The sequence below is a fragment of the Salinivibrio sp. IB574 genome, from assembly GCF_001996205.1.
GTDB classification, from domain to species: domain Bacteria; phylum Pseudomonadota; class Gammaproteobacteria; order Enterobacterales; family Vibrionaceae; genus Salinivibrio; species Salinivibrio proteolyticus.
Genome location: NZ_MUFN01000023.1, coordinates 1 through 14,464 on the forward strand (window position 1 = coordinate 1; position 14,464 = coordinate 14,464).

Below are 14,464 nucleotides of genomic sequence, written 5' to 3' on the forward strand. Positions count from 1 at the left end.
TCTCTAGCTGGGTTTTAACCTTTAGGCGCACCACAGCCTCTTCTTGTTGACGCAGCTTGCCACGACGCAGCTTTTTAACTTCATCCGGCAGCGCAGTAAAATCGATATAATCGAGCCACTCCAACTGCCGACCAATCTGTCTATTCGAGGTGGGGTCAATAAAGCGTTTGCGCCATTTGGGCCGCCCTTTACGAATCCATCGCCATAGCGCGTCACGCAAATCATCTTTGAAAATCTCACGCAATGCATAGATCCCGGCCATCGCCAAAACAAACGATAAGGTTATTTCGCCCAAATACTGCCGCGCCTGCACAATCACAGTCGTGACAAACAGCATCACAAACGCTGTCGCCGAGGCTTTCGCGAGTTTGTTGAGGTTCTTACCCAAAGCTTCCGGTTTTTGGCGAATGGTGACGGGAAACTCAATCAAGCGACGTAACAGGCGCATTTTGTTCACCATACGGGTCGGGTCGCTGATAGCTTTGTCAGAATTATAGCGATTGACCAAACGATGGGCTTCTTCCGCTTCGCAAAGCTCCACCAGTTGTTGGCGGATGGTTTTATACACCGAACCACGAGGCATATGCGCTAGAAGCGATAGGAACCGCTGCTCAGTCAGCCATGAGAGGTAATTATCAATGTTGTTGTAATACTTAACCAGCTTAGTATCTTGCGGTTTATAACGACGCAAACGGCGTAAAATTTCCACCGCCATCTCGATGGTATCTTCCAGTTGCTCAAGTGCATCTTCGTCTTCCAACCCTGAGACCGACTCAAAAAAGTCGTGCGTAGCTTTTTCTAATGAGAGGGCGTATTGATAGGCATACAAACTCAGGCTGACCCGATATTGCTCAGTGGGTAATTTCTCTCGGCTAGCTAAACGAGAGTGCACCAAAGGTAAGTGGTAGCGGGAGGTAAAATAGGTGCGGCTATTTGACAGCACGCGGTGGTAGAATTCATCCTCGTTCAGGACATGCTTACCAAACTTCAGTTCTCCCGGGACAAACAAGTAGAAATCGACTTCTTGTGCACTAATCTCCTCGTTAAGAATGGCAACGCGAACCGATAAGCCTTCATGTTTATCTACCGTGATCAATCCTACTCTCCTACTACTTAATGGAATACTAACGCGGCAGCAGAAAAACTGCCTGAAAACGATACTATTATTCCACAACCTCAGTCTATTGCGTCATCATAATGACAATTATATGACACGTCATTGGCGGTTAATTTATCACCACCTTTTTAATTATCCCGCTCGTACCCCATGTATACAGGGCTCAGAAGAAAGCTAACAAAGAAATTAACGGGGTTATCCACAGCTTTAGTAGATAACTTTTTCCTCTCTCATCTAAATGTAGTTTGTCTTCAACTAGATATAGTGTCGATTATGACTTAACTCACTTGACGCTTTGGCCAATCAAGGTAAATCAGCTGCGCATCCACCTCGTTGATCGCTTGCCACGATGTCGTCTCAAACGTCACCACCGCTATTCCAGACGTGGGTAAATTCTCTTTGTACATGCCCACCTGTTGGAGATAAAGGTTCAACGCAGGATTATGACCAATGATCATCGCGGTTTGATGACGATCATCCAACTGTTTCGCTACGGCAGTAATCGCACCACTGTGCTCGGTATATAAGGCGGTGTCGACGAGGATAGGTGGCTTGTCATTAAGGGTCTGCGCCACCAAAACCGCGGTATCTTTCGCTCGCTGCGCTGAGCTGGTTACAATGGTTTGAGGCTGCAATAACCAAGCATTAAGGCGATCAGCCATCAAAGGGGCTTGACGAAATCCTCTTGGGTTTAATGGCCGATCGTGATCATCTAAGCTAGGATCATCCCAACTGGATTTCGCATGTCGCATCAAAAACAGGTATTTCATTCTACCTCCTTAAACCGAGTGCACTTTTCACATCAACATGGCTTTTTATCCGTCCGCCCACCCCGTTAATCAACAAAAAAGCGAGCCAAGGCTCGCTTCAAAAGGCACATTGCTGTCACGCGTTGCCTTAGCTTGCCACCACTTCACGTAGCCGCTCTTGGACAACGTTCACGAGCAAGTCAGGTTGAAACTTAGAGATAAACTGGTTGCAGCCGACTTTTTCAACCATGGCCTCGTTGAAACTACCACTCAATGAGGTGTTAAGTGCGATGTAAAGGTCACTCATTCGGCTATCAGAGCGCACCTCATGCGTTAGTTTGTAGCCATCCATCTCAGGCATCTCAGCGTCGGTGATCATCAATAGGATCTCATCGCTGACATTTTTGCCTTCATCACACCAACTTTTAAGTAATTGCAGCGCCTCGGCACCGTTTTTTTTCATAATACATTCGACACCAAACTGAGACAGGGTATCACTGACTTGTGCGCGTGCTGTTGACGAATCATCCACCACCAAGACACGCTGCCCTGCCATATATGGTGTGAGTTGAGGATCGAGCACGTCTTCTGATATGCCAATTTCATACGCGACAATCTCAGCCAGGATTTTCTCAACGTCAACAATTTCCACAAGGCGCGTTTGGCCATCAAAGTCTTGGCGAGTGATCGCAGTCAGGTAGTTATTTCGGCCGGTGCCTTTGGGCGGCTCCATAATCTCATCCCAGCCCATGTTTTTGATATTGATGACTTGGCCAACTAAGAACGCCTGTATCGTCCGGTTGTACTCGGTCACGATCACGTTGCAATCATCCGACACCCCGATCGAGCCCATGCCAATCGACTGGCGCAGGTCAATCACAGGAATCGACTTTCCTCGGATCATCGCCACACCACGCACATTCGGATGCGAGCCGGGCATTTGGTTGAGTCGAGGCACTTTAATGACTTCACGCACTTTAAAAACGTTGATGGCAAAAGGTTGCGTGGTGCCAAGATAAAACATCAAAAGCTCTAGGCGGTTCTCCCCCACCAGCCGCGTACGCGAATCTACCGAATCTAAAATATTGGTCATAGTTTGCTCAACCGTTGGTTTACTTCTTAAAAGGCGTATATCCGATGCGCGTGATAGCTCGAGGACGAGCACCTAATCATGCACTTTTGTCATTTACGTAACACGGTGACAAAAAAGCTATTACCCTTATTTTAGGTAAGAAATGACGACAGGCAACCTATTGCACTGTGTCTGGCTCTGTCTTCGTGTTTTTCTGCGTCATTAGCCTAGCATGACTGCTGACCGGAAAGCGTGCGAAATCGCGCATTTAATTCACACTATCAATAAGTTTCAAATATGAGACAATAGTACGGAAAAATTTTATGTTCTGTCTAATCCCCCCTATCATAATGGGGAGATGTGTCTTACGCATAATGCTGATAAAATACACACCGTTATTACGATTACACGTAGAGTGATGCTATGAAGAGCAAAGCCAATCAATCACAAGGCATGTTGATGTTCCGCCTGACCCCGACGCAATCTTTTGCGATCGGGACGCTAAAGGTGCGGGAGATTATCCCTTTTCAGCCGCTAACGGATTTGCCCGGCTCTCACCCCACAGTAATAGGAACTACCAGTTTCCGTGGCATCGCCACTCCTGTCATTGATATGGCAAAAGCGATTGGTTACAAGCCAGTCGATAAGTCAGAATGGGAGTCGTGTTACATCATCGTCACTGATTGCCAACGACGCGTGATGGGCTTTTTGGTGCGTGGCATCGAAAAGATCAGTGAATGCGACTGGCGTTCGATCGCCGAACCACCTCAAACACTGGGCACTCGTGCGTTTCTAACTGGCGTAATGAAAATCGACGAAAAGCTGGTTCAGCTGTTGGATGTCGAATATATCATGGAGCATATTTTCCCATCCGATCCGGATAAACTGCACCCTGTCTTATCGGACGTCGATCGTGAAAAATTGAAACCAATGAATATTTTGCTCGTCGATGACTCGATCACAGCGCGACGACAGCTATCAGAAGCCTTAGATAGTATAAATATTCCTTACTACGTCACAAACAATGGTTCAGAAGCGCTGGATATGATGAAAAACGCGGCCGCGGCTGGAAAACCGTTTGACATTATTGTTAGCGATATCGAGATGCCTGGCATTGACGGTTATGAGCTTGCCTTTGAAATTCGTAGCGATGACAAGCTGGCCGAAGCGTACCTGATCCTCCATACGTCGCTGTCGAGTGATATTAGTGTGGATCGCGCCAAACAAGTCGGTGCGCACGAAGCACTGACAAAGTTCGACGCCACCGAGCTCGTTCAAGCCATGTTACGTGGCGCGATGCTAAAAACCTCTGGCTCTTCAGTAAAACTTGAAGGTACGCCAACCAACTACTGATCGCTATCCCGAGCAGGCTGGCTTTGATATGTGTCATACCACTGTCAATGCGAGTCTGCTATCTTTGCCAACATCACGTTCTAATCGGATATAAGGTGGTTTAGGCATGTCTTTCGCCAGTCTCTCCCCAATGGCACATCCTTTGTATCCCAAATCAGATCCTTTATCGGTTCAATTGATGAAAAACTCCTCACTTCAAGCGCGAAAAGGCTGGGTTTGGCCGTGCGCTTGTGGTTTAATTTTTTCATACTTCAAAAAATAGAAGGCGACTACTATGACCAGCGTATACGAGATCGTTAAGCACTCACGACAAAAGAACAAACTCAAACGCGAAATCCAAGACAACGACAAGAAAATCCGCGACAACCAAAAACGCGTTGTGCTGCTAGAAAATTTGCTCGACTACATCCAACCTGAGATGTCCTATGAAGACATCGTCGAAATCATCAAGAATATGAAAGGTGATTACGAAGACCGCGTCGATGACTACATCATTAAGAACGCAGAAATCTCCAAACAGCGTCGTGAAATTAGCCGTAACATCAAAGAGCTCACCAAGCAAAGTAAAAGCGGTAAGTAAGCTAAACCTCTCACGCTAACTTGAGTGTTAATACCCGCCTATTGCGGGTATTTTTCGTTAAGTATGCGCATTACGCCTCAGCCAGTGGATTGCGAATCGCCTCACCAAACATGGGAATGGGCCGTTCGTTGCTATCATCATAGCCGATGTTAAATCTGACCCGATTGATACAAACCTTCTCTTTCGTCTCACTCAACACATCAAACAACCTAAAGCGTTCATTCAGCTGCGGATGCGCCTGTTGATAGCGACGAAGGGTGTCACCTAACTGACGATAAAATTCAGCCTCGCTTATTCCAAGCGATACAAACCACGGCGAAATAAAACGCAGCGTAGTCACAAAGTGTCCCGTATATAAATCATGCACCAGATAGTGTGGCGGCAAGTGCTTGATCGCCGCTCGCACGCGTTTATCTAAGCTGTCCAACTCTGGAAACGGTTGATCGACAAAGCGTAAATCACCATGAAAATCTTTGATCATGCAACCTACAGGGATATCGTCTTCCAGCACCACGGTAATGTTTTGCCCATGCGCAACTAACCCAATCCCGTATTGGCACAGCAAGTGATAAAGGGGGACAACAACGTAATCAAACAAACGCTGCAACCATTCGCTAGGTGTTAGCACGGTACGCGCAATCAGCGCTTCGACACAGCTGACCCCATCGCCACCCGCTTGCATCAGAGTCGCCATACTCATGGGTCGCTGATGAGACGGTAACAGGCTTTCGGCACGCTCACGCCAAACGCATCCCAACATTTCATGATATTTGTAACAGCTGTCTATTTGTGCCTGATAAGGCTGCGGGCAGTACACACCGGCGACTTCCTGCTGCACATGCATGCCAAGACGCGACAATAACGCATCCTCGCGTACACAGGTTGACAGCCATTTTGACAGCACTGGGCCATGGGCAATAAAGCTCCCCGGTACGCCGCGATAGCAAGAGGTATTGAGAATGGTTAATGCTGTTTTTACGTCGTACTTGCCGCCTTCATCCGCCCGACTCAAGGTACGAATCGACTGCTGTGGACGCCACTGTTCCTCACTCGTGCCCAGATCAATGATGTCACCAGAGGCAAGTAATGACGCATATTGGCTGTAAATATAACGCTGCATCTGCCACGGATGCACCGCCATAATCAGATAATCATCCCGTTTATCGACCGCTAAGCGCGTTATGAGTGCCTCATAAGCGGCTGGTGATAGGGTCTCCGAGAGTAAAGAGGCCTGCTCGAATCCATCCCCAAAGCCATAACGTGCGCATGCTCGATGTACAGCGAGATAATGCAACGCAAATGTGTTGCCATACTCAGGCGCATACTGTTGGCTATCTTGCTGGCCCCAGCCTAATCGCCCTTTATTGGCGAGCGCCTTGGGGTGAGCATCCAAATAGGGCTGGCGATCGGTTTCTGATAACGTCACGAGTTTATCGGCTGGCAGGGTGCTAAGCATCGCGAGATGCTGTTGTTCCGCAATGAGTGTTTCTTGATACTCCTCGATAAAACCACCAAGGTGCAAAGGCGCCATATCGATAACAGGCTGCAAGTCCATCACTAATGCAATCAATTCTGGATGGTGGTTGTCGCCCCGTGACACGCTGCCACTATCTACCATCACCATTCCCCAAATGCTCATGGTGCCCGTAAACCGCCACTCTATATCAGGCAGCGTCAACCTAAACTGGCGCCCTTCAAGATGGTCAATCGTAATCACATTTTCGAAATGAAGCTCACTGATCGCTTTTGCGAGCAGTTTCTGATTGGCTGCTTGCCAATAATTCCCCTGCATTTGTTACGTCCTTTATGCGTTATTTTTCACCGAATTAGATGAAATGTGGCAATTCGGTTATCAATGTATTGACAACAAGGACAAATATCAATAATCATAATGATATCTATTATCATTTGATGATAAATAATTAGGTAGTGACGTAGACGTACTGCAGGGACGCAGGCTCACTGAGCCCTGCAGCTTTATGTTGTATAAGGATAAATATGAAGTCTAAAAAAGTAGTTGACCTCTCACTGACCCCACTGGCCTTAGTGATTGGCGCACACCTTGCCCATGCCGCCCCTTCTGCGGCCAATACTGAAACCATCATCGTAACTGGCAGTAAAATTCAGACCACGATCGCCGATTCCGCCAGCACCAACTGGGTGATTACCAATGAAGAACTAACYCGTGAAATTCAAGGCGGTGAGTCATTAAAAGGCGCGCTCGGAAAGCTGATCCCAAGCTTTGACTTTGGCAGCACTAACGCGCGTACCAATGCCTCACAGAATTTGCGTGGCCGCAGCGCACAAATCATGATTGATGGCGTCGCACTAAATGCCGCTCGCACCATCAGCCGCCAACTGGATAGTATCGATCCCTTTAATGTCGCACGTGTTGAGGTACTATCAGGCGCGACTTCCATTTATGGCGCGGGGGCAACCGGCGGTATTATCAATATTATCACCAAACGCGGTGAAGCGGGCGATGCGCAACTTGAGGTTCACACCGGCGTCACCACTGGGTTTAACAACAGCGACGACCTGACCAAAAAAGCCGCGGTCGCAGTATCCGGCGGCAGTGATAGCTTGCAAGGGCGCTTATCCGTGGCGTATGAAGGCAAAGGTGCGGCCTACGACGGTAATGGCGATCCTATTTTGCCCGATGTAACCCAAACCGATACCCAATTCAATGACAGCATTGATGTGATGGGTAGCCTAGATTACCGCCCTGATGACGAACAGCACCTTTCCCTAACTGCTCAATACTATGACAGTCAGCAAGACAGTGATTACGGGATCTGGTTTGAAGATACGACCGATCTAAAAAGTGACGTTGAGCGTCGTAAAGGGCTCAAACTTGATGAGCAACCATTCACTGAACGTTTGATGCTCAACACCCAATATAGCCATACCAATGTGCTGAATCATGCCTTACTCGCACAAGCCTATTATCGAGAAGAAACCTTCGGCTATTTCCCGTTTCCGCGTAAAGGTCTATTTAGCGGCTCAGAGCAAAGCAACGATGTTTACGGCCTAAAAGTCTTACTGGAGAAAAACTGGGATAACCTCACGCTGAACTATGGGTTGGATTACAGCAAGGAAGAGTTCCGCGCCAAGCAATACGTCTATGATTCAACAACCAGTGCAACAAGTCATGGTTTAGAGTTTGAGAAAAAGGGCACGATCGGTCGTTATCCTGACTTTGATACCCAAAATGCCGGTGTGTTTGCTCAAGCAGACTGGGCCGTTAACGATAAGTTAAATGCCTTTGCCGGATTGCGCTACCAGTACACCAAGTACAAAGGCAGTGATTTTATCGGCTTCACCCAGCAAGCCTATATTCTACTCGGCTTATTGCCAGATGCGGATGCCATCCCAGGCGGCACCACAGACAAGGATATTTGGCTTGCGAATGCGGGACTCAAGTACGACCTAACCGACAACCAACAAGTTTGGGCTAACTTTAGTCAAGGCTTCAACATGCCCGACCCAGGTAAATTCTACGGCAAAGGCAAATATTCAGGCGGTACCCTCACCAATAGCGTGAGTGTTCAAAACACGGAATTGGACGGCGTAAAAACCAACTCCTTTGAGCTAGGCTGGCGCACTCAGCAACAAGACTACAATGCGCAAGTCGCCGCGTACTACTCGATTTCAGACAAGTCGTACAAGTACAACAACGATCTCGATGTCACCTTAGATAGTGACAAACAGCGTATCTATGGCCTCGAAGGGCAAATCAAATACTACCTCACTGACACTTGGTATAGCCGCGCGCAAGGTCACCTCGTGCAAAGCGAAATTAAAGATAATGGCCATTGGGATGAGCTGAGTATCTACAATGCGAGCCCATCCACTGCGATGGCGGCAGTAGGCTACGATAACTTCGATTGGGGCACCGAGCTAAACCTCCAACACGTTGGCGATCTATCTGATGAAGATGGCGACCGCCTTGAGGGCTATGAGCTTGTCGGCCTTAATGGTTACTACACGTTGCCGGTCGGCCAAATTAATTTCGGCATCCAAAACCTGTTTGATAAAGACTATCAAACGATTTGGAGCCAAAAAGCACAGAAAGTCTATAGCGGCCTCGCTAGCGCCGACATGTTTGACTACGCCGGCGTAGGGCGCACCTTTAGTTTAAGCTACAGCGCCACGTTTTAACTATGTTCCTTTTCGCGCCCAGTCCTCGCTGGGCGCCTTTTCTCCTAATTTGTTTCACCCATAGTTGCACCACAACATTGCCTTAGTAAGCCCGTGTCTGTAAGGAGTTGTCATGACACATCCCCTGAGTTTAAATGCGTTTTTCAATGCGTTGTTTGTCGAGCACCCACACACGCGTGTGATAAAAGGTCAGCCTGACCACGTCAGTTTCCCGTGTGAACAGGGCGAATTATTATTACCGCTCACCTACACCTCAGCAGCCGGCCGTCATCGTTATCAAGGTGACATACTGTGGCGCGGTAGCGACGGTGAAACTGTCCCTACTACCTTTGCCGATGCGGTTTACCGTATCGCGCAATCAGTGCCTGAGGTTAGTGGCGAGCGTCTCGACCGCTTTGCATCACGTGTTAGCCAGTCTGACGCCTATGTACAGCGAGCAGAAGCACATTGGCAACACAGGTTCGCTGACCGCTGGCCACAGCGTTTTATCGAATCGGAGCAGTCTCTGACCGGCGGTCATAGCATGCACCCTGCCCCCAAGAGCAATGAACCACTGACGCCCGAACAGCAAGAGGCGTATCTACCCGAATTTGCGCAGTCATTTGCGATTGAATGGTTTGCGGTTGCGCCGGGGCAATGGACAGGTGAAGGGGTTAACCATGATGTACTCGACACCTTGCAATCCTTGTTTGTCGATAGCGTAGGCTTAACCCATGCGGCCAATTTGCCGCAAGGCTGGCTTCCCTTGCCCATGCATCCTTTACAAGCGCAAGCATGGCGTGACAGTGATGACGCACGTGCACTCAAAAACAGCGTGATTGATTTAGCCTTAACCAGTAGCGGCTGGCTGGCCACTTCATCGTCACGCGCCATCTATCATCCCGACCATCCGTGGATGTTAAAAGTCTCTCTGCCTGTCAAGCTCACTAACTCGGTACGGCTATTAACCGCCACCGAAGCCAAGCGTGGTACCTTACTAAGTAAAATGCTCAACGCAGCCCCCGGACAAACGCTGCAGCAGCGAACCCCCACGACGACCTTTATCGAGGAGCCGGTCTGGTGCACCATTTTGTCCGAGCAAGGTGAGCCTTTATCACTGCCTTTGGTGAGCTTGCGCGACAATATTTTCGCCCACCAAGCCGATCAAGATGTCCACCTGCTCGCCAGTATCAACCAGCCACATGGGCAAGGCAGCCAAATTGGCGCGCTGATCGCGCAAGCCGCACAACATCATCAATGGACACAGCACGACGCCGCACATCATTGGTTAGCCGCCTTCTTGGACCATATTCTGTATCCCCTGTGTTTGGCGCGCAGCGATTATGGCATTTTGTTACTGGCCCACCAGCAAAATATCTTGCTGCGTACCGCGCACGGTTTGCCTAGTGCCATGATGTACAGAGACTGCCAAGGTATTTGGGTCACCGACCCTGCCCCTACGCTGTTCCCCGATGCATTCAGTGAAGGGTTACCAAGCTGTTACGTCACAGCCAACAAGGTTGACCCATATCTGAGTTACTATCTGATTGGTAATACGCTAATCAATACACTTTCCACGATCAGCGAAGCTACCGGTGTCACCGAGCAGCGTTTGTGGCAGGTCTGCCGTCAAGCTTTCGCAACGTGGCGAGCGAGCCACCCTGTGGATAGCCGCCTGTATGACTATCTTCTCGACTCGCCGACCCTACACTGGAAACGGAACTTCCAAACTTTCCTCGCCGATCACAATGAAGCGACACTGGCCGATCCCAGTCAAATTTACACGGATATCGATAACCCATTTTATGGTGATAACGCACTGGGCTCATGGGTATTTAAACCGGTCAATCTTGATCGCACCGTGGGACTTCGCAGCCACTTGCTCGACGCGTCTTATCACCTCATCGACGTGATGGAGCATGGTCAAGCCAAAGCGACCTTCGTGCTGCACCAACCGGACAATGACACCGCGACACTAACCACGCGCTATTGCAATGATGAATCACTCTGGTGGTCGGCCGTTGAACACGCCTTTTATCAGCATCAGTGCCAAGCACTGCATGCCAGTGATTACCCTCACGCTCTGCAATCCGTCGTCTCCCCCGGCACACCACTGACGCTGTCGCAGTTTAAACAGCACTGCCCGATTTGGCACCAAGCTCAGGCCCCCTCCAATGAGGGATACCAAACCGCAGACAACGGCTTAACCCACCCAACGCGGCCTGAAAAACCACAAGGTGTGTTCTATCGTCGCTACTTTTATCACCTCAAACGCACCCTGACGCTGCGTCCGGTAGAAACAGAACGTGATCTTGCATGCTTTCACGCATGGCATAACCATCCGGATATTGCTCCGATTTGGGAATTAGAGGGCTCGCTCGACTTTCATCGCCAATATCTGCAAAAGGTGCACCATGACGCACATCTTATCCCCGTAATTGGCGAGTTTGATGGCCAGCCTTTCGGCTACTTTGAAATTTATTGGGTCGCCGAAGACCGGCTTGGGCCTTATTACGATGTCGATGCCTTTGATCGTGGGGTTCACATGCTAGTGGGTAACCCTAACTTTATGGGCCGCCAATACTTTAAAGCGTGGGCGCAATCGCTCATTCACTACTGCTTTTTAGCCGAATGTCGAACCATAAATGTGATGGGAGAGCCGAACGCGGCAAATTGGCGTGTGGTACGCATTAGCCGTGGCGTAGGCATGAAAAAACAAAAAGAATTCGATTTCCCGCATAAGCGCGCCGCACTGTTGCAATGTGAACGTAACGACTTTTTCGCGCAGTATGCACAATAAGGATGTAGTGATGACAAGGCATTACTCTGTTTTAGGTGTCGGGCTTGGCCCCTTTAATCTCAGTGCGGCGGCACTGCTGGCTCCCCACACTCAAACGATTTCAAGTTTGTTTGTTGAGCAAAAGCCACGCTTTGCATGGCATCCCGGTTTATTGCTGGATGATGCAAAAATGCAAACCTCGTACCTGAAAGACATGGTGACGGCGGTTGATCCAACCAGTCCCTATACGTTTATTAATTATCTGGTTAAAACCAAGAAGTTCTATCCTTTTACGGCGCGGGGCGAACAGACGGTCTCGCGGTTAGAGTTTTCAGATTATATGGCTTGGGTGGCTCACCAGCTTCCCAATACCCAATTCGACACACCCGTCGTTAACATTACGCCACACGGCTCAGGCTTCGCCGTGAATACGCCACACGGGCAATTGACCTGTGATCATCTGATCATTGGTACCGGTACTCAGCCGTTTATGCCTGACTGTGCTGAACCATTTGTGGGTGAGCAGGTCTTTCACGCCAGCGAATTGGCACTTCGACAACCGGACCTAAGGGGTAAAAAAGTCGCCATTGTTGGTGGTGGCCAAACCGGTGCCGATGTCTTCCAGCACCTCTTTGATGGTGAATTTGGCAAAGTCACGCATATTGATTGGATATCTCGCCGCCCTAACCTACAAGGGCTGGATGAGAACCCGTTTACTGATCAGTATTTTATGCCTGACTATGCAGAGCAGTTTCACGGTCTCGACCCCAAAGTCAAACACACTCAACTTGCACAACAAAAGCTGGCCAGTGATGGGATCACCGAGAATTGCTTACAAGGGCTATACCAACGCCTCTATCATGATAAATATGTACGCCGGTCACCGCCGTGGTGGCGACTGCTTCCGGGACAAACACTCACGGGTATGCAATCGCACCCATCCGGTTACCAGTTAACCACAACAGCAACGTTGACCGGTGACTCAGCGACAGTCGATGCAGACGTGGTTATCTTGTGTACCGGATTTTCTCGTGCCCTGCCTCAGTGTCTCGGTACCCTGCGCGATTGTCTTGACCTCGATGACAAAGGTCGGCCAAGTGTGAATGCGCACTACCGAGTAAAGATGCGAGAAGGCTACGCTCAGGCGTTGTATATGATGAATGTCGGCACGCATTGTCACGGCATTATTGAGCCGCAACTAAGCCTTGCGGCATGGAGGGCCGCCACCATTATCAATGCGATTAACGATACACCACTGTACGATATTGCCCATCACCACGGTCTGCTTGATTGGACACTGGCGGCGTCCACCTCTTCCACACCGAAAATGCAAAAAGTAGCAGGTTGGTAATGGCCCACGCACACACACAAGCGGCGAGACAAACCGAAAGGTGGCAACCGATCACCTTGACCTTGATTGCTGCCTTGATGGGCATCGGTCAGAATGGACTCTTGGTCTCGCTCCCCCTGCTGGTAGCACAAGGTGGCTTTTCACTGTCGACATGGGCCGTGATTATTGCCGTGGGGAGCGTGTTGTTTCTCCCCGCCGCGCCATTTTGGGGACGGATCAGCGACCAACATGGTCCCAAGTTTGTGGTCCTGCAAGCGCTAACCGGCATGGCGATTAGCTTCGCGTTATTGCTTACTGCAACATTGGGTGCGCAAAGCAGCGCTATCCAATGGCCTTGGTTATCGCTTGCGGTACTGGCACGGGTGATCTACGGCTTAACGGTCGCAGGGATGGTGCCGGCCAATCAGCATTGGGCCGTGTTACTCGCCGGTGAGGCGCGTCGTATGCAAGCGATTACCTCCATCAGTATTGGCTTAAGCCTCGGCCGATTAGCTGGCCCGCTGATTGCCTCGGCAGTGCTAGTGATCAGCCCCTACGCGTCACTGACGCTGATGCTATTACTGCCACTATTAGGCGCAATCGCTATCAGCATGATGCCTCACTGCGCGGGTAAAAAGGACGAACCTCATTCATCCGCCCGTCTATGGCTCGCGCCAAAAGCCATTTGGCCCTACATGGGTTACGGCCTTGCCGTGTGTGCAGCGATTGCTCTATTGCAATACAATCTCACCCCCATGCTCAATCACCTCACCGAATGGTCCGCCGATAAAGTTAGCCAAGCCATCGGCTATTTGCTGACGTTAAGCGGTATCGCCACCTTAGCCGTACAAGTGTTAGTGGTAAAAAGACAGCGTCTGAGCACCGAGCGTATGCTAAGCCTCGGCGCAATCAGTATGGTGACCGGCTACGCCCTGCTATTAGTGCCACATTTTGCTGTGTTAGTGATGGCAATGCTGGTGATATCAGCTGCCTGTGCACTTCTTATCCCCGCCTATACCAGCCAAGCGATGCAACGGTTCGATCATGAACCGGGGAAAGTCAGTGGTTATATCGCGATGGCCCATACGCTGGGTTATGGGTTCGCCTCCCTGTTAGCAACGCTCACGTTAAATTATCCGCCCCTGCCTACGTTAACCTGCCTGCTGCTTTCTTGCACCGTTGTCATTGGGGTACTGGTAATCAAACCTGCGGCTTCGCCTCGTTAACTCACTCATAGAGCAGAGACACTGCCACTGCGCACACCTCCTGCCACTTTTCTCGCCCTCGGACGTGAACATCAGCTTATCACCGAGGGCGAACAATGCTCTGAGATTAGAAAGAAGA

At 49.7% G+C, this 14,464-nt stretch carries 10 protein-coding genes; 6 read left to right on the forward strand and 4 right to left on the reverse strand.

Going from position 1 to position 14,464, the window contains the following annotated elements; translation table 11 throughout:
• From BZJ17_RS11950 to BZJ17_RS11960, 3 genes are all read right to left on the reverse strand, one after another.
• Nucleotides 1-1,096, reverse strand: a 1,096-nt coding sequence (locus BZJ17_RS11950; RefSeq protein WP_108743814.1) for a hypothetical protein, incomplete at its 3' end; no start/stop codon positions are given.
• Between the two features lie 299 nt (nt 1,097-1,395).
• Nucleotides 1,396-1,887 carry a histidine phosphatase family protein gene (locus tag BZJ17_RS11955; RefSeq protein WP_077640868.1) on the reverse strand — a complete coding sequence of 164 codons (492 nt, stop codon included), beginning with the start codon at nt 1,885-1,887 and terminating at the stop codon, nt 1,396-1,398.
• A 127-nt stretch (nt 1,888-2,014) separates the two neighbouring features.
• Entirely contained in the window at nt 2,015-2,959 is a 945-nt protein-coding gene (locus BZJ17_RS11960) for a chemotaxis protein CheV (RefSeq protein ID WP_069586693.1), read from the reverse strand.
• Between the two features lie 402 nt (nt 2,960-3,361).
• Here BZJ17_RS11960 and BZJ17_RS11965 point away from each other — a divergent pair, with 402 nt between their 5' ends.
• Together BZJ17_RS11965 and BZJ17_RS11970 are read left to right on the forward strand one after the other, a co-directional pair.
• On the forward strand, nt 3,362-4,291 hold the full coding sequence (locus tag BZJ17_RS11965; protein ID WP_077640869.1) for a chemotaxis protein: 930 nt from the start codon (nt 3,362-3,364) through the stop codon (nt 4,289-4,291).
• Nucleotides 4,292-4,565: 274 nt separating this feature from the next.
• Entirely contained in the window at nt 4,566-4,871 is a 306-nt protein-coding gene (locus tag BZJ17_RS11970; RefSeq protein ID WP_077640870.1) for a DUF496 family protein, read from the forward strand.
• Between the two features lie 70 nt (nt 4,872-4,941).
• Here the strand turns inward: BZJ17_RS11970 and BZJ17_RS11975 are convergent, their stop codons facing one another.
• Nucleotides 4,942-6,663 (reverse strand): IucA/IucC family protein, encoded by a 1,722-nt coding sequence (locus BZJ17_RS11975; RefSeq protein ID WP_077640871.1) that lies wholly within the window; start codon nt 6,661-6,663, stop codon nt 4,942-4,944.
• A 206-nt stretch (nt 6,664-6,869) separates the two neighbouring features.
• Between BZJ17_RS11975 and BZJ17_RS11980 the strand changes: the two genes are divergently transcribed.
• From BZJ17_RS11980 to BZJ17_RS11995, 4 genes are all read left to right on the forward strand, one after another.
• The gene (locus tag BZJ17_RS11980; protein ID WP_077640872.1) at nt 6,870-9,032 is read left to right on the forward strand and encodes a TonB-dependent receptor; all 2,163 of its coding nucleotides are present in this window, start codon (nt 6,870-6,872) and stop codon (nt 9,030-9,032) included.
• 112 nt (nt 9,033-9,144) lie between these two features.
• Nucleotides 9,145-11,811 carry a GNAT family N-acetyltransferase gene (locus BZJ17_RS11985; RefSeq protein ID WP_077640873.1) on the forward strand — a complete coding sequence of 889 codons (2,667 nt, stop codon included), beginning with the start codon at nt 9,145-9,147 and terminating at the stop codon, nt 11,809-11,811.
• Nucleotides 11,812-11,821: 10 nt separating this feature from the next.
• Nucleotides 11,822-13,141, forward strand: a complete 1,320-nt coding sequence (locus BZJ17_RS11990) for a SidA/IucD/PvdA family monooxygenase (protein ID WP_241836800.1) — start codon at nt 11,822-11,824, stop codon at nt 13,139-13,141.
• Nucleotides 13,141-14,346: an MFS transporter gene (locus BZJ17_RS11995; RefSeq protein WP_077640875.1), complete on the forward strand. Its 1,206-nt coding sequence runs from the start codon at nt 13,141-13,143 to the stop codon at nt 14,344-14,346. Before BZJ17_RS11990 ends, BZJ17_RS11995 begins: the two co-directional genes overlap by 1 nt.
• The last annotated feature ends 118 nt before the right edge of the window (nt 14,347-14,464 follow it).